This is a genomic window from Streptomyces sp. NPDC093109, assembly GCF_040701725.1.
GTDB lineage: Bacteria > Actinomycetota > Actinomycetes > Streptomycetales > Streptomycetaceae > Streptomyces.
Genome location: NZ_JBFBEZ010000005.1, coordinates 182,059 through 197,739, shown reverse-complemented (window position 1 = coordinate 197,739; position 15,681 = coordinate 182,059). Strand labels below are relative to the sequence as shown.

Below are 15,681 nucleotides of genomic sequence, written 5' to 3'. Positions count from 1 at the left end.
GGTGGTCGCACGTGGCAATGCACGCGGCAGGTGAACCGAACGTTGTGCTGACGGGATGCCTGGACGAACTCGGCTGGAGCCCCAAGGCCCTCGCCCGCAAGCTCAACAGGGTGTTCGGCGCCGGAACGGTGGCGGAGTCCGCCCCGTACCACTGGCGAAACACCGGCTCGCTGCCTCGCTCGCCACTGCCGGCCATGGTCGCCTATGTGCTTTCCCAGGAACTGGGAAGAGGCGTATCAGTGGCCGAGTTGTGGCAGGGACGCACGGGAGACTCATCGGCTCTCGTTCCGGCGGACACCGATCTCGAGCGTCCGTGGACCGTGCGGGGATTGGAGGGGATCGTGGAGGACTGGGTCATGGGCGGGCTCGTCGACCGCCGACGCTTTCTGGCGATCTCGGGATCGGGGCTGACCGCCGTCGTCGCTCAGTATCTGGACGGAACCGCCGGCCGTGGCGAGTACGCACCCCGGATCACGGAAGCGTTCGGCGCCAACCCGCTGGTGGACCAGGTCGAGCATCACCTCCCCATGCTCCAGTTGCTCGACGACGAGCATGGCGGCGCCCGCCATCTGTCCTACGTGGGAGCACAGTTCCGGGCCGTCGGACTGCTGATTCATGAGGGCGGACACTCCTCCGCCGTGACGACCAGGCTGATCCGGGCACTCGCCGAGATCGGGCAGCTCGCCGGATGGATGGCTTTTGACGCGGCCGACCACGGCCTCGCCCAGCGCTACTTCGCCACCGCCCTACGAGCCGCACACCAGGTCAACGATCTCGCGCTCTGCTCGCACATCCTCGGTGACCTCTCCTTCCAGGCCGCCAGTCGGGGCCACCCGGCCGACGCCATCGCGCTGGGCGAGGCCGCCCGCCGGGCGAGTGAGGCCGGGCCTGTAGGCGTCCGGGCCTCCGTGCTGTCGCGCCTCGCCTACGCGTATGCCTCCGCCGGCCGGGACAACGACTTCGCCCACACCCGGGGAGCCGCGCGCGAACTCATCGGGAGTCGAGACAGCGGGCGGGAAGAACCGCGCTGGATGTACTTCCTCACCGACAACCACCTTGACTGCCAAGCCGGTTACTCCCTCATCCAGATGGGACGCAAGCAGCAGAAGGAAGGCAACGCCGCTCAGGGCCGACGCTTCCTCGCTCAGGGCACGGAAATGCTACGGACCGGGGCGTACGAGGTCCCGCGTGGCGACCCGAGCCAGCGGCGGGCCATGTTCGAGGGCGCCTGGCTCGCCCTCGGCCACAGCGCCCATGGCGACCTGGAAACCGCCTGCGAGGTCGGCCAGATCGCAACAGACCGCCTCGACGCCGTCCGCTCGCCCAGGAGCGCGGCCCTGCTCCACCAACTCGCCGGCGACCTGCGGCGCCGCCAGCGCAATCCGTACGTACGTGGCTTCCTTCCCGTCCTGGAGGACGCCCTCGCCCACCACTCACCACCCACGCCCGCCCGGCCGTTAGGGTCGAGCGCATGACCGCAGCGGAGCGCGTAGTCGTCGTAGGGGCGGGCGTAGCGGGACTCACCACCGCCGTCCTGCTTGCAGAGGCCGGAACACCGGTTCAGGTGATCGCCGAGCAGGTGCCCGGGGTCACGTCGCTGGCCGCCGGCGCGATGTGGGGCCCGTACCTGGTAGAGCCGAAGGACAAGGTCGACCAGTGGGGTCAGCGGTCACTGGAGGTCTTTCGGACGCTTTCGGGCGACCCGACCACCGGCGTCCGGCTGGCGAGCGGCATTGAGGCATCCCGCAAGGCCGAGGCCCCACCGGAATGGGCCACCGAGCTGCCCGGCTTCCGCCCCTGCGAGACCACCGAACTCCCGGGCGGATTCACCTCCGGCTACCGGTTCACCGTGCCGCTGATCGACATGCCGGTCTACCTTGGCCACCTCCTCCAACGGCTTCGGGCCGCCGGAGGAACCATCGAGCAGCGCAAGCTCACCTCCCTCGACGACGCGGGCCCGGCCGCCGCCATCGTCAACTGCTCGGGGCTCGGCTCCCGAACCCTGGTACCGGACCCCGGCCTCCGGCCGATCCGGGGACAGCACGTCGTGGTCACCAACCCCGGCCTGACGGAGTTCTTCTCCGAGGACACCGGCCCCTCGCCAGACTTGTTGTGTTTTTATCCGCACGGCGACACCGTCGTCCTGGGCGGCACAGCCGTGGACGGCGATGGCAGCCTGGAGGCCGATGACAAGGCCGCGGCCGGTATTCTCGCGCGCTGTTCTGAGATCGAACCCCGGATCGCCGCGGCGCGGATCCTCGAACACCGCATCGGTGCCCGGCCCACCCGCACGGCGGTACGCGTTGAGGCCGAACACCGTGATGACGGCACCTTGATCGTCCACAATTACGGGCACGGTGGCGCCGGGGTGACGCTGTCCTGGGGGTGCGCCGAGGACGTGCGGCGACTGGTCGCGCGCACTCGGATGGGGGTTTGGGACGGAATTGAGTAGCAGGTGTTTGGCGATCCCGGACTGTTCCACCTCCGGCCGATGCACTACGACGACGCCCCGACCGCCGCGACACCGCTCCCCGACTCACCCGAATGGCGTACGGTGCCGCCCATGCCCCGTGTGCTCGTCGTCGAGGACGACCAGTTCGTACGCTCCGCCCTCATCCGGCATCTGACCGAGGCCGGGCACACCGTGCGCAGCGTCGGAACGGCCCTGGAGGCGCTGCGTGAAGTCGCCCACTTCCGGTTCGACGTGGTCATCCTCGACCTCGGACTGCCCGATCTCGACGGGTCGGAGGCGCTGAAGATGCTGCGCGGCATCACCGACGTCCCTGTGATCGTCGCCACCGCGCGCGACGACGAGACGGAGATCGTACGGCTGCTCAACGACGGCGCCGACGACTACCTCACCAAGCCGTTCTCCGTCGAGCACCTGTCGGCCCGGATGGCCGCCGTACTGCGCAGGGCACGCGCCGCCACCGAACCGGGGGCCTCCCCGCGCGTGCTCCGGGTCGGCGGGCTCGCCATCGATCCGCTGCGCCGTCAGGCCGAACTGGACGGCGGACGGCTGGATCTGACCCGCCGGGAGTTCGACCTGCTGGCGTATCTCGCCGGGCGCCCCGGGGTCGTCGTACCGCGCAAGGAGCTGCTCGCCGAGGTGTGGCAGCAGTCGTACGGCGACGACCAGACCATCGACGTCCATCTCTCCTGGCTGCGGCGGAAGCTGGGGGAGACGGCGGCGCGCCCGCGCTATCTGCACACGCTGCGCGGTGTCGGGGTGAAGCTGGAGCCGCCGGCGCCGGCGCACGGGCCCGTACCGGAGCCGCCGGTTCTGGAGCCGCCCGTATGAGATGGGCCCTGGTCAAGGTGGCTCTCGCCGCGACGGTGATGGTCGTCGTGGCCTTCGCCGTCCCCCTCGGGCTGGTGGTCAAGGAGATGGCTCGGGACCGGGCCCTGACCAACGCCGAGCGGCAGGCCGCCGCGATCGGCCCCACCCTCTCCATCACCACCGAACGGGGCGCCCTGGAGCGGGCGATGGCCTCCACCCAGGCCGGGGCCGCCGGGCGGATGGCGGTCCATGTCCCGGCGGCGGCCGACGGGTCGGAACCCGCGCTGGAGATCGGTACGACCCGGGCCGCCGCCAAGGACCTGCGCACCGTCCAGCGCGTGCCGCGCGCCGCCACCGCCGGGGCGCCGGGCGGCTCCGTGCTGCTCCAGCCGATCGCCCTCGGCTCCGGCCGGATCGCGGTCGTCGAGATCCATGTGCCCCGGGACGAGGTCACCAACGGGGTCACCACCGCCTGGCTGGTCCTCGCGGGCGTCGGTCTCGCCCTGATCGCCGGGTCGGTCGCGGTCGCCGACCGGCTCGGCGTACGGATGGTGCGCCCCGCGCGGCGGCTCGCGGGCGCGGCGCACGCGCTCGGCGAGGGGAAGCTCGGCGTACGGGTCCCGGAGGAGGGGCCCGCCGAACTGCGGTCCGCCGCGCTCGCCTTCAACTCGATGGCCGACCAGGTCGTCGGGCTCCTCGCCAACGAACGCGAACTCGCCGCCGACCTCTCGCACCGCCTCCGTACCCCCCTCACCGTGCTCCGCCTCAACGCCGCCTCGCTGGGCGAGGGGCCGGCCGCCGACCAGACCAGGGCGGCGGTCGCCCAGCTGGAGCGCGAGGTCGACACGATCATCCGCACCGCCCGCGAGACCACCCCGAAAACGGTCGCGGCCGGACCCGCCGGCGGCTGCGACGTCTCCGAGGTCGTCCGGGAGCGGATGGACTTCTGGTCGGCGCTGGCGGAGGACGAGGGCCGTACGGTACGCCTCGCGGGTGTCGACCGGCCGGTACGTATCCCGGTCGTACGCGCCGAACTCGCCGCCGCGCTCGACGCGTTGCTCGGCAATGTCTTCCGCCACACCCCGGAGGGCACGGCGTTCGCCGTCGACGTCCACAACGGCGACGACGCCGTCATCGTCCTCGTCTCCGACGCGGGACCCGGCATCGCCGACCCCGAGGCCGCGCTCGCCCGGGGCAACAGCGGTGGCCGTGACGGCTCCACCGGCCTCGGCCTCGACATCGCGCGCCGGGTCGCCGAGTCGACGGGCGGCGATGTGCGCATCGGCCGCTCGGTCCTCGGCGGCACCGAGATCCGGGTCTGGATCGGCCTGCACGGCGACCTCGGCGCCGACGTCCGGCGCGTGGGCCACCGCTTGCGGGGCCGGGGCCGGGGCAGGGGCCAGGGCCGGTGGCCGTGGCGCGGGCGCGCGGCGGCCAAAGCCTGAAGACGCGACGACGCGACGACGCGACGACGCGACGACGCGACGACGCGACGACGAAACGACGCGACGACGTGATGGCGAGAAGTCGCCAAGGTCCGCCGGCGCGGTTCACCGGCCCGGCCCCGTGGGCATACCGGTACAGAGCGACGGGGGACGTACCCCGTCGCCGTACTCGGGGGAGGCTCGCTGTGACCGTACGACGCGTGTTCGCCGCTATAGCCGTAACGCTCGTGCTCGGCGGAGGCGTGCTCCTCGCCGCCGCGCCGGACGCGCCGACGAGTGTCGGCGCGTCCGACCGGCAGACCGGCACGGTCAAGAACTGACGGCCCGCGTCAGCCGAGCGGTACGTCCGGCAGGACGCCCGTGGCGGCCAGCTGCGCGTACCACTGGGCGCTGGACTTCGGGGTGCGGCGCTGGGTGTCGAAGTCGACGCGGACCACGCCGAAGCGCTTGGTGTAGCCGTACGCCCACTCGAAGTTGTCCAGGAGCGACCAGAGGAAGTAGCCACGGACATCCGCGCCGTCGTTCATCGCCCGCCGTACCGCCGACAGATGGGAGTGCAGATAGCGGATCCGCTCCGGGTCGTGGACCACGCCGTCGGCGTCCGGCTTGTCGTCGTACGCGGCGCCGCTTTCGGTGATCTGCAGCGGCACGCCCGGCGCCTCCCGGGAGTAGCGCATGAGCAGCTCGTACATCCCGGTCGGATCCACCGACCAGCCCATCTCGGTCAGTTCGCCGGGCGGCTGGTGGAAGGCGATCGAGTCGACGCCCGGCCAGGGGGAGTGGTCGCTCGCCCCGTGTCCGTCGTGGCGCTCGGCGGTCGGGTCGGTGGACGCCGAGACCACCGCGGGCGTGTAGTAGTTGATGCCCAGCGAGTCCAGCGGCTGCTTGCAGAGCGCCTCGTCGCCGCTCTGGACGAAGGACCAGTCGGTGAGGCGCGCGGTGTCCGCGAAGAGGTCCTCGGGGTACGCGCCGCTCAGCATCGGCCCGCTGAAGACCCGGTTCGCGAGGGCGTCGATCCGGCGGCGCGCGTCCAGGTCGCCGGGCGACTGCGTACGGGCCCGTACGCACGACGGGTTGAGGCTCACGGAGACCTGGCTGTCCGCCGGGAGCACCGAGCGCAGCGCCTGGGTCGCGAGACCGTGGCCGAGGTTGAGGTGGTGGGCGGCGCGCAGGGCGGCCAGGGGGTCCGTCCTGCCGGGGGCGTGCACCCCGGAGCCGTACCCCAGGAAGGCGCTGCACCAGGGCTCGTTGAGGGTCGTCCAGCGGCGTACCCGGTCGCCCAGCGCCTCACCGACCAGGCGCGCGTACTCCGCGAAGCGGTACGCGGTCTCGCGCTCGGGCCAGCCGCCCGCCGCCTCCAGCTCCTGCGGCAGGTCCCAGTGGTACAGGGTGAGGACGGGCTCGATGCCGTGGCCGAGCAGATCGTCGACGAGCCCGCGGTAGAAGTCCAGCCCGCGCTGGACGGCGGGCCCACGGCCGGTGGGCTGGACGCGCGGCCAGGAGACCGAGAAGCGGTACGCGTTGAGCCCGAGGTCGGCCATCAGCCGGACGTCCTCGGCCCGGCGGTGGTAGTGGTCGACGGCGATGTCGCCGGTCGCGCCGCCCTCGGTCTTGCCGGGCGTATGGCTGAACGTGTCCCAGATGGACGGGGTACGGCCGTCCTCCTGGGGCGCGCCCTCGATCTGGTAGGCGGCTGTGGCGGTGCCCCAGAGGAAGCCCGCCGGAAAGGTGTCGGACATGTTGCAGCTCCCAATGACCGTAGGGATGGGGGGTGATGCGCACATGCCGCGTCCGTCCACGGGACGCGGCACAGGGGAGGGCGGGGTGCGGACGGACGGCGGGGCGTGAGCGGACGCGGCGGTGCGGGCGGGCGCCGCCGTACGGCTCAGCCCTTGACCGCTCCCTGCATGATCCCGCCGACGATGTGCTTGCCGAACAGCACGAACGCGATCAGCAGCGGCAGCGTGCCCAGCAGCGCGCCGGCCATGATCACCGACTGGTCCGGGATATAGCCGCGGCCGAGCCCGGTCAGCGCCACCTGCACGGTGGGGCTGCCGTTCTGCGTCAGCGCGATGATGGGCCAGAAGAAGTCGTTCCAGGCCATGACGAAGGTGAGCATCCCCAGCACGGCCATCGCGGGCCGCGCGGCGGGGAAGACGACGTGCCACACGACGCGCCAGCTGCTCGCGCCGTCCACGCGCGCCGCCTCGATCAGCTCGGCGGGCAGCGCGCCGAGCAGGTACTGCCGCATGAAGAACACCCCGAAGGCGCTGACCAGGGTGGGCAGGATGACGGCCTGGAGCTGATCGGTCCACGACAGCTTGGCGACCATCATGTAGAGCGGTACGACGCTGAGCTGCGGCGGCACCATCATCGTGCCGATCACCATCAGCAGCAGTACGTTCTGGAACCGGAAGCGCAGCTTGGCGAAGGCGAAACCGGCGAGCGTGGAGAAGAGGACCGTACCGGCGGAGATGGACCCGGCCACCAGAGTCGTGTTGAACAGCGCCGTCCCCATGTTGGCGTCGGTCCAGGCGATCTCCAGGTTCTTGAAGAGGTTCCCGCCGAACCAGAACGGCGGAGGCGTCTGGGCGAGTCGGGTGTTGTTGCGGGACGCGGCGATCGCCGTCCACACCAGCGGAAAGAGGGAACCGACGGTGAAGACGGCCAGCACGGCATAGGTGAGCTTCCCGCCGTGCAGCTGGCGGCCCGCGCCCTTGGAGCCCTTACGGACCCTGCCGCGCCCGCCGCCCTTCTCGCTCTCGCCCTGCTTCCCGCCGAGGACCGGGGGCCGCGAAGTCGTCGTCGACATGTGTCTCCTCTACGAGCTCTTGCGCAGACGACGGCTGACGAGCCAGTTCACCGCGCCGATCAGCAGCAGGATCAGGAACATCGTCCAGGCGATCGCCGAGGCCCGGCCGAGATGCAGATTCACCCAGCCCTGCTCGTACAGGTAGAGACCCAGCGTCTGGAACTGGTGGTCGGACCCGCCGTTCGCGCCCGCCGAGCCGTTGAACAGCAGCGGCTCACCGAAGAGCTGGGTCGCCCCGATCGTCGAGACCACGACCGTGAACAGGATCGTCGGCCGCAGCGACGGAATGGTCACGTGCAGGAACTGCTGCCAGCGCGAGGCCCCGTCCAGCGCCGCCGACTCGTACAGATCGTCGGGGATCGACTGCATCGCCGCCAGATAGATCAGCGCGTTGTAGCCGGTCCAGCGCCAGATGACGATCGTGGAGACGGCGAACTGGGAGGTCCAGGTGCCGTTCTGCCAGTCGACCGGGTCGATGCCGACCATGTCCAGCGCCCAGTTGATCATCCCGTAGTCACGTCCGAAGAGCAGGACGAAGACGAGCGTCGCGGCGGCCACCGAGGTGGCGTACGGGGTGAGGACCGCGACCCGGAAGAACATCGAGCCGCGCAGCCGGTAGTTGAGCATATGGGCGATGGCCAGCGCCATCAGCAGCTGGGGAACGGTCGAGATCACCCCGATGGTCAGGGTGTTGCGCAGCGCGTTCCAGAAGAACTCGTCACTCAGCAGCCGCGAGAAGTTCCGCAGCCCCACCCACTCCATGTCGGTGGGCGCCGTCAGCTCCACCCGGTGCAGCGAGGCCCAGCCGGTGTAGAGGAGCGGGAAGAGCCCGAAGGCCAGGAAGAAGACGAAGAACGGGGCGACGAGCGCGTACGGGCTCCACCGCACATCGCGGCGGTACCAGCGGCTGCGCCGCTCCCGGCGGCGCTCCTCCCGGAGGATGGCGTCCGTGTCGGGGGCGGGGGCCGCGCCCTCCTTCTCGGAGGGCGCGGCGGGTGCGTCCGTGGTCATCGGTCACTGGTCCAGCGCGTTGTCGATCGCCTTCACGGCGGCGTTCCAGCCGTCCTTGGAGGACTTGCCCTTCTGGTCGACCTGGAGCATGCCGATGTCCGACAGGTTCTGCTGGATGATCGAGTCCTTCGGGCCGAGGATCTGGACCGGCATGTCCTGGGCCGCCTTGATGAAGATCTCCCCGATGGGCGCGTTGTCGAAGTACTCGTGCTTGGCGTCCTTCACGGCGGGCAGCGCGTACGCGCCCTGTGAGCTGGGGAAGCTGGCGCGCTTGGTGAAGAGCGTGGCCTGCTGCTCGGGAGCGGTCAGCCAGGCGGCGAGCTTGGCGGCCTCTTCCTTGTTCTTGCCCGCCTCGGGCACGGTGAGGAAGGCCCCGCCCCAGTTGCTCGGCGTGGGCGTGGCGGCCACGTCCCACTTGTCCTTGCCGGCGGCGCCCGCCTTGTCCTGGATGTAGCCGAGCATCCACGGCGGGCAGGCCACGGTGGCGAACTTGCTGTTGGCGTAGCCCGAGTTCCAGGCCGGGGTGAACTGCTGGAGCTTGGCGCTCAGTCCGGCCTCGGCGAAGCCCGCGGCGGTGTCCCAGGCCTCGCGCACGCCCGGGTTGGTCTTGTAGATGATCTTGCCGCTCTTGTCGTAGAACCGGTCAGGGCTGCCGCCGAGGATGGCGTTCAGCACCCCGCCGGCCGCGTCCACGAAGGACACCCCGCTGGGCGCCTTGGCCTGGAACCGCTTCCCCGTGTCCAGGTACTTCTGCCAGTCGCCGGCCCACAGCTTGCTGACCTCGTCGCGGTCCGTGGGCAGCCCGGCCTTGGCGAAGAGGTCCTTGCGGTAGCAGATGCCCTGGGGGCCGATGTCGGTGCCGAGCCCGATGGTCTTGCCGGCCGCGTTGGTGGCCTGCCCCCACTTCCAGGGCAGGAAGCTGTCCTTCTGCACGCCCGGCGCCTTGCCGAGGTCCATCAGCTTGTCGGCCTGGGTGCTGGTGACCTCGTTGATATTGGCGATCTCGACGCCCTGGATGTCGGCGAGCCCGCTGCCGGTGCCGAGGTGGGTGAGGAGCGGCGGGTAGTAGTTCTCGTTCCGCTCGATCGTCGTCTGCTTGATGACGATGTCCGGGTTGAGCTTCATGTAGTCGTCGTAGAGCCCGGCCTCCTGGTATCCGAAGGCACCGAAGAGCCCCACCGTGAGCGTGGTCTTGCCCTTCTCGCTGCCCCCGCCACCGCTCGTGGCGCTCGTAGCGCCGTCGGAGGGTTCGTCACTGTCCTTCGAGCAGCCGGAGAGGACTCCGGCTCCTAAGGCGGCGACGGCCATGAGGACCACCACCCGGTATGACGAACGAGTACGTGTACGCATTGACGTCCTCCTGAGTGCACCGACGGGCCGGACTCCGGCCGACTGCTGCGTGCTGCGTCCGCTGCTGGAGGGGGGTCCGGCGCGGTCGGGCCACGTGCGGGGCATGTATGGGTCGGGTACGGTGGGAGCGCTCCCATGTGTGATGTGTTGAAGGGTCGCCCGTCCCTGTGGGGGTGTCAAGGGACCGGGCGGCGGGAGCTGACTCCTTTATCCATTTGTGGGTTGAACGACGGGGGCGGACCCGTGGGTCCAGGGTGTGGAGGCGGACATGACATCACGTGGAGCGCGCTCGCGGGAAGGGAAAACGCGGGACGGGAGACCGCCCACGCTGGAGGAGGTCGCCGCACGCGCCGGTGTCGGCCGCGGCACGGTCTCCCGGGTGATCAACGGATCCCCGCGCGTCAGTGAGCGCACCAGGGCCGTGGTCGAGGCGGCGGTCGCGGAGCTGGGGTACGTACCGAACCGCGCGGCCCGCGCGCTCGCCGCGAACCGCGGCGATGTGATCGCCCTGGTCGTTCCCGAACCGGAGACCCGGTTCTTCGCCGAGCCGTACTTCTCGGGCATCGTCGGCGGCATCGGCGACGCCCTCACGGACTCCGGGATGCAGCTGCTCCTGACCTTCGCCGGCGGCGCGCGCGAGCGGCGCAGGCTGGCCCAGTACCTCGCCGCGCACCGCGCCGACGGCGCGCTCCTCGTCTCCGTACGCGCCGACGACCCGCTGCCCGAGCTGCTGGCGGGCATCGGCATCCCGACGGTCATCAGCGGCCCCCGCTCGGCGGCCGAACCGCTGCCGTCCGTCGACTCCGACAACGCCGAGGGGGCCCGTACGGCCGTGGCCCACCTGCTCGCCCGCGGGCGCCGCACCATCGGGACGATCACCGGCCGGCTGGAGGTGTACGGCGCGGCCTGCCGCCTCGACGGCTACCGCCGTGCCCTCGCCGAGGCGGGCCACGCCCCGGAGCCCGGCCTGATCGCCGTGGGCGACTTCACGGAGGAGGGCGGCAGGCGCGCCATGGCCGGTCTGCTGGCCCGCCACCCGGACCTGGACGCGGTCTTCGCCGCCTCCGACGTCATGGCCGCGGGCGCCCGCCAGACCCTCCGCGCGGCCGGCCGCCGCACCCCGGACGACGTGGCCCTCATCGGCTTCGACGACTCGGCGGTGGCCCGTCACATGGACCCGCCGCTGACCAGCGTCCGCCAGCCGATCGAGCAGATGGGCCGCGCGATGGCCGAACTGGTCCTGTCGGCGCTGGCGGAGGAGCCGGGTCCGCGCCACATCGTGCTGCCGACGGAGCTGGTGGTGCGGGAGTCGTCGTAGAAACGCAGAAACACCGGGCGGCGCGGAGGGTGCCGTACACGGCCGCACATGGCCGCACACGATGAAGGCCCGGTCCGCTTTCCGCGGGCCGGGCCTTCATCCTTCAAGGGTGAGTAACGGGACTTGAACCCGCGACATCCTGGACCACAACCAGGTGCTCTACCAGCTGAGCTATACCCACCATGCCCGGTCTTTTTCCCTGACCGGCCGAGAAAAAGTGTACAGGGTCTGAAAGGGTGCTCGCACCAGCCTTTCAGACCTCGCGCAGCACGTGCTTCGCGGCGATCTGCTTCGCCGTGTCCGAGTCCGGGCCCGGCTGGGGTACGAAGACGGCCTCGCGGTAGTAGCGCAGCTCCGCGATGGATTCGCGGATGTCGGCGAGAGCGCGGTGGTTGCCGCTCTTCTCCGGGCTGTTGAAGTAGGCCCGGGGGTACCAGCGGCGGGCCAGCTCCTTGATCGAGGAGACATCGACGATGCGGTAGTGCAGGTAGCTCTCCAGCGTCCCCATGTCGCGCAGCAGGAAGCCGCGGTCGGTGCCGACCGTGTTGCCGCAGAGCGGCGCCCTGCCCGGCTCCTTCACGTGCTGGCGTACGTACGCCAGGACCTGCTCCTCGGCGGCCGCGAGCGTGGTGCCGCCCGCCAGCTCGTCGAGGAGCCCCGAGGTGGTGTGCATCTGCCGCACCACCTCGGGCATGGTCTCCAGCGCCGCGTCCGGCGGGCGGATCACGATGTCCACCCCTTCACCGAGCACGTTCAGTTCCGAGTCGGTGACCAGCGCGGCCACCTCGATGAGTGCGTCGTCCGTCAACGAGAGCCCGGTCATCTCGCAGTCGATCCACACCATTCGATCGTTCATGCGCCTTACCCTACGGTGCGCTCCGCTGGCCGGGCAGACTCGGACGGCCCGAACCTGTCACGTACATGTCGGAACTCGCTTTCGGGTGCTCCGGGAGCGCCGACGGGGCCGGTCCGTGCCCCGGGGCGCCGGAAGCCGCCGTCCGCCGGGAGTGCGGGGACGCCTGGGCCGGTACGACCGGATCCATGCCCCCCTGCGACATGGGCTCGCCCTGCGGACGCCTGGCCCGGTACGCGGACCGGTAGGCCGCGGGGGACGAGCCGAGCTGCCGCCGGAAGTGACCGCGCAGCGCCACCGGGGAGCGGAAGCCGCAGCGGCCCGCGACCTCGTCGACCGAGTAGTCGGAGGTCTCCAGCAGCCGCTGTGCCTGAAGCACCCGCTGGGTGATCAGCCACTGGAGCGGCGCGCTCCCGGTGAGCGATCTGAACCGCCGGTCGAAGGTCCGGCGGCTCATGTACGCGCGGGCCGCGAGCGTCTCCACGTCGAACTGCTCGTGCAGATGCTCCAGCGCCCAGGCGACGACCTCGGCGAGCGGGTCGGAGCCGATTTCCTCTGGTAAAGACCTGTCCAGATAGCGCTCCTGACCGCTGCCGCGCCGGGGCGGTACGACGAGTCGGCGCGCGAGCGCGCTCGCGGCCTCCGCGCCGTGATCCGTCCGGACTATATGCAGGCACAGATCGATTCCGGCCGCCGTGCCGGCGGACGTGAGTACATCTCCGTCATCGACGAACAGCTCTCGCGGATCCACGTGTACGGACGGATAGCGCTTGGCGAGCGTCGGCGCGTACATCCAGTGCGTCGTCGCCGGGCGGCCGTCCAGCAGGCCGGCCGCGGCGAGCACGAACGCACCGGTGCACAGACCGACGATTCTGGCACCCTCCTCATGGGCACGGCGCAGCGCGTCGAGCGCTTCCGGTGGTGGCGGTGATGTGATCGACCGCCAGGCCGGTACGACGACCGTGCCGGCCCTGCTGACCGCCTCCAGTCCGTACGGCGCCGTGAGTTCGAGGCCGCCGGTGGTCCGCAGCGGTCCGTCCTCCCCGCCGCAGACGAGCAGGCGGTAGCGGGGAACCCCGGCATCCTGGCGGTCGATTCCGAACACGGAGAGCGGGATGGAGCTCTCGAAGATGGGGCCGCCGCTGAAGAGCAGCACGGCGACGACTTCCCGGCGTCGACGCCCGGAAAGCTTCCGTACTGACTCCGGTGCGGCAGTGGAGTCCTGGCTCATGGTGCTAAGCCCCCCTCGGTGTTCGCGTCTCCCCGTTCTTGTCGGGCCTTTCGCTCCTGCACGATTCCCCTCGGTTTTGCACGGGTCCCCAGCCGTCGATACTCATGATCGAATCTACTGTGTTCCGTGGTGCCGGCGTGACAAGTTCCCCAACCGGCGCTATGTCGACAAGGCAACTTGGCGCGAAGCATTCGATCACGAAGCGTTCCACTCGGAAGCCGAGAGTGGAAGTGGGCCTCACGCGCATGGCCCGTCCCCGTAGGGTGCGGACGACGGTAACGGTCCTTTCTTGCCTGGTGGCAAGGGGGTTGGCAGGCCATTTCACCAAAGGTTCTGCTCAAGTGCGAAGTTGGCTGAAAAGTGATGGGTGTGTCTTGGGGGCGCCCTGAGCCCCCCGGCGCACTCCTCTCGCGTGCGTGCGAGCCGGGGCGCGCCCCTGTCCGCTTCCGCGCCCGCCCCGGTGCCCGACGCCGGATTGGCGACTTCTGGACGTTCGGCACGGCGGGTACGGCGGCGCCTCCGGCGCGTGGGAGCGCGACCAGGCGGGCTTGAACCCGCGTACGGCCGCGTGCCGCTCCGGGAGGCCCGTGGTCCGCCCGGTCCGCCTCCCGGCCCTCCGGGGGCCCTCAGGGGCCGCCACGGGCGCCGCGGGAGGGTCCTGGCGGGCCACGTGGGTCCCACGGCCCGGCGAGTGGCCGGCGGGGGCCCGGGCGGGCGGTGGGGCGGGCTCGGCGGACACGGGGGCTCCCTGGGGGCTGCGAGATGGCCGACGGCCAACCAGAAGGGGAACAGTACGGTCACTCCGCCCCGACGGCTGTAGGGGCCACCCGCCATTGCGATCCGGCCCCGCCTCGTGCATGCTCCCCTGAAATGCCGGGTGTGGGACGCCCGGCTCTGGGCATGAGAGGAGTGTCGCCGTACCCTTCGGGGTATGGGCTTGGGAAGATGATTCCCGGACACAGCTCCATCCGTCCGTCACGCCCCCGTTGATCTTTCACGAGGACCTCTTCGCCGAGACACCCATGGCCGGTCACGAAATCCCAGAACCCGCAGACCGCGAGCGCGTAGCCGACCCTTTGTCGGAGCTACGGCCTGCGGCGCAGACCCACGCCTCCTGCGATCCCGCCTTCATGCACGGAGTTGTCGTCGGCTTCGACGGCTCGATGTCCAGCGAACGGGCGCTGGCCTACGCGATCGGCATGGCCAGACGGCTCGGTTCCGGCCTGATCATCGTCCATGTCGCCAACCGGCTCCCGACCACGGTCTGGGCGGGCTGTGAGCCCCCCGTCTTCGTGGACGTGCCCGACCACCGCACCGAAGTCCTCGGCCTGGAGCTGGCCTGCGCCGACTACCTCGCCGAGGTGCCCTGGATCCTGGTCGAGCGCGGTGGTGACATCTGTCACGAACTGGAAGAGGTCGGCCAGGAGTACTCGGCCGACGCGATCGTCGTCGGGTCCACGCACGGCATCGTCGGACGGATCTTCGGCTCGGTCGCGGGCCGGCTCGCGCGCCGGGCGCGGCGGCCCGTGGTGGTCATTCCGTAACACCGTCCCCCTGGAACTGGCGGACAGGACTGGCGGACCGGGCTGGCGGACCGGCGGACCGGAACTGACGGAAGGGCTGCGTCTCCCGTCAACCTCTGTCAACTCCCGTACTTCTTAAGTGAATTTACTCACGCGTAGAGGTGGATTGCGCGCTTGTGAAGGGTACATAACGGTCGCTGGGACTCGGTACACCGCGCATCACGAAGGGAGCCCGCCGTGGACAAAGACGTCTCCGCGGGAAGCACCACCTCGACCTCGGTTCTCGGTCATCTCGCCCTCGGACTCACCCTGCTGGCCTTCGGCCTCGGCCAGACACGCGCCATCGACGGCGTCGTGGCGGCCACCAGCCTGCCCCTCGCGCTCTACCTCGGCGGCGGGACGCTCTTCCTCGCCGGGCTGCTCGCCCTGCGGACGGGCGACACGTCCACCGGCACCGCCTTCGCCGGCTTCGGTGCCTTCTGGTTCATCTGGGCGATCAGCTCCGGCGATCTCGTGTCCGCGAACGCGGCGGGGCTCTTCGTCCTCCTGTGGGCCCTGCTGGCGTTCAGCCTGACCCTGGGCGCCGGGGGTGCCGGACGGCTCTTCCAGGCGGCGTACGGCCTGTTCACCGTCGCGCTGCTGCTGATAGCGATCGCGCTGTTCGGCGAGTCCACGGTGCTCTTCAAGGTCGCGGGCTGGATCGCGGCCGTGGCGGGCCTCGCCTCCTGGTACGGAGCGACGGCCGCGCTCGCGCACTGGCCGACCGCGGTGCCGCGCCGGCTGCTCCCGCGTCGTGCTGCCGACCGGGGCGTGACGGCCACCGGATAGTGCCCGAAGGGGCACGCGGCAGCCGGCCCC

14 protein-coding genes and 1 tRNA gene are annotated in these 15,681 nt (G+C 70.7%); 8 read left to right on the top strand and 7 right to left on the bottom strand.

Annotation, left to right across the window (positions count from 1 at the left end):
* Positions 1-17: 17 nt before the first annotated feature.
* The 5 genes from AB0389_RS07885 to AB0389_RS07865 all read left to right on the top strand — a co-directional run bounded on the left by AB0389_RS07885 (position 18) and on the right by AB0389_RS07865 (position 5,045).
* A complete protein-coding gene (locus AB0389_RS07885; protein WP_366394510.1) occupies positions 18-1,475 on the top strand; it encodes a carph-isopro domain-containing protein in 1,458 nt (485 codons plus the stop codon).
* Positions 1,472-2,452, top strand: a complete 981-nt coding sequence (locus AB0389_RS07880; RefSeq protein ID WP_366394446.1) for an FAD-dependent oxidoreductase — start codon at positions 1,472-1,474, stop codon at positions 2,450-2,452. Before AB0389_RS07885 ends, AB0389_RS07880 begins: the two co-directional genes overlap by 4 nt.
* A gap of 111 nt (positions 2,453-2,563) precedes the next feature.
* On the top strand, positions 2,564-3,301 hold the full coding sequence (locus AB0389_RS07875; RefSeq protein WP_366394445.1) for a response regulator transcription factor: 738 nt from the start codon (positions 2,564-2,566) through the stop codon (positions 3,299-3,301).
* Positions 3,298-4,725 (top strand): HAMP domain-containing sensor histidine kinase, encoded by a 1,428-nt coding sequence (locus AB0389_RS07870; protein WP_366394444.1) that lies wholly within the window; start codon positions 3,298-3,300, stop codon positions 4,723-4,725. The genes AB0389_RS07875 and AB0389_RS07870 overlap by 4 nt, the downstream gene beginning before the upstream one ends.
* A 185-nt stretch (positions 4,726-4,910) precedes the next feature.
* Complete coding sequence (locus AB0389_RS07865) at positions 4,911-5,045, top strand: hypothetical protein (protein WP_366394443.1); 135 nt, start codon at positions 4,911-4,913, stop codon at positions 5,043-5,045.
* A gap of 9 nt (positions 5,046-5,054) precedes the next feature.
* On the opposite strand, the gene AB0389_RS07860 is transcribed toward AB0389_RS07865, so the two are convergent.
* The 4 genes from AB0389_RS07860 to AB0389_RS07845 all read right to left on the bottom strand — a co-directional run bounded on the left by AB0389_RS07860 (position 5,055) and on the right by AB0389_RS07845 (position 9,898).
* Complete coding sequence (locus AB0389_RS07860; protein WP_366394442.1) at positions 5,055-6,464, bottom strand: GH1 family beta-glucosidase; 1,410 nt, start codon at positions 6,462-6,464, stop codon at positions 5,055-5,057.
* Between the two features lie 146 nt (positions 6,465-6,610).
* Positions 6,611-7,537 carry a carbohydrate ABC transporter permease gene (locus AB0389_RS07855; protein ID WP_366394441.1) on the bottom strand — a complete coding sequence of 309 codons (927 nt, stop codon included), beginning with the start codon at positions 7,535-7,537 and terminating at the stop codon, positions 6,611-6,613.
* Positions 7,538-7,546: 9 nt separating this feature from the next.
* Positions 7,547-8,548: a sugar ABC transporter permease gene (locus AB0389_RS07850; protein ID WP_366394440.1), complete on the bottom strand. Its 1,002-nt coding sequence runs from the start codon at positions 8,546-8,548 to the stop codon at positions 7,547-7,549.
* Positions 8,549-8,551: 3 nt separating this feature from the next.
* Positions 8,552-9,898: an ABC transporter substrate-binding protein gene (locus AB0389_RS07845; protein ID WP_366394439.1), complete on the bottom strand. Its 1,347-nt coding sequence runs from the start codon at positions 9,896-9,898 to the stop codon at positions 8,552-8,554.
* 268 nt (positions 9,899-10,166) lie between these two features.
* Here AB0389_RS07845 and AB0389_RS07840 point away from each other — a divergent pair, with 268 nt between their 5' ends.
* Positions 10,167-11,216 carry a LacI family DNA-binding transcriptional regulator gene (locus AB0389_RS07840; RefSeq protein WP_366394438.1) on the top strand — a complete coding sequence of 350 codons (1,050 nt, stop codon included), beginning with the start codon at positions 10,167-10,169 and terminating at the stop codon, positions 11,214-11,216.
* Between the two features lie 108 nt (positions 11,217-11,324).
* Here AB0389_RS07840 and AB0389_RS07835 read toward each other — a convergent pair.
* The 3 genes from AB0389_RS07835 to AB0389_RS07825 all read right to left on the bottom strand — a co-directional run bounded on the left by AB0389_RS07835 (position 11,325) and on the right by AB0389_RS07825 (position 13,300).
* Positions 11,325-11,397: transfer RNA gene (locus AB0389_RS07835), tRNA-His, on the bottom strand.
* A gap of 72 nt (positions 11,398-11,469) precedes the next feature.
* Positions 11,470-12,072, bottom strand: a complete 603-nt coding sequence (orn, locus tag AB0389_RS07830; RefSeq protein ID WP_366394437.1) for an oligoribonuclease — start codon at positions 12,070-12,072, stop codon at positions 11,470-11,472.
* Between the two features lie 10 nt (positions 12,073-12,082).
* Positions 12,083-13,300 carry a helix-turn-helix domain-containing protein gene (locus AB0389_RS07825; protein ID WP_366394436.1) on the bottom strand — a complete coding sequence of 406 codons (1,218 nt, stop codon included), beginning with the start codon at positions 13,298-13,300 and terminating at the stop codon, positions 12,083-12,085.
* Between the two features lie 1,022 nt (positions 13,301-14,322).
* Here AB0389_RS07825 and AB0389_RS07820 point away from each other — a divergent pair.
* Both AB0389_RS07820 and AB0389_RS07815 read left to right on the top strand, forming a co-directional pair.
* Positions 14,323-14,844, top strand: coding sequence for a universal stress protein (locus AB0389_RS07820; protein WP_114665031.1), 522 nt, complete (start codon positions 14,323-14,325; stop codon positions 14,842-14,844).
* A gap of 216 nt (positions 14,845-15,060) precedes the next feature.
* Complete coding sequence (locus AB0389_RS07815; RefSeq protein WP_366394435.1) at positions 15,061-15,651, top strand: GPR1/FUN34/YaaH family transporter; 591 nt, start codon at positions 15,061-15,063, stop codon at positions 15,649-15,651.
* The last annotated feature ends 30 nt before the right edge of the window (positions 15,652-15,681 follow it).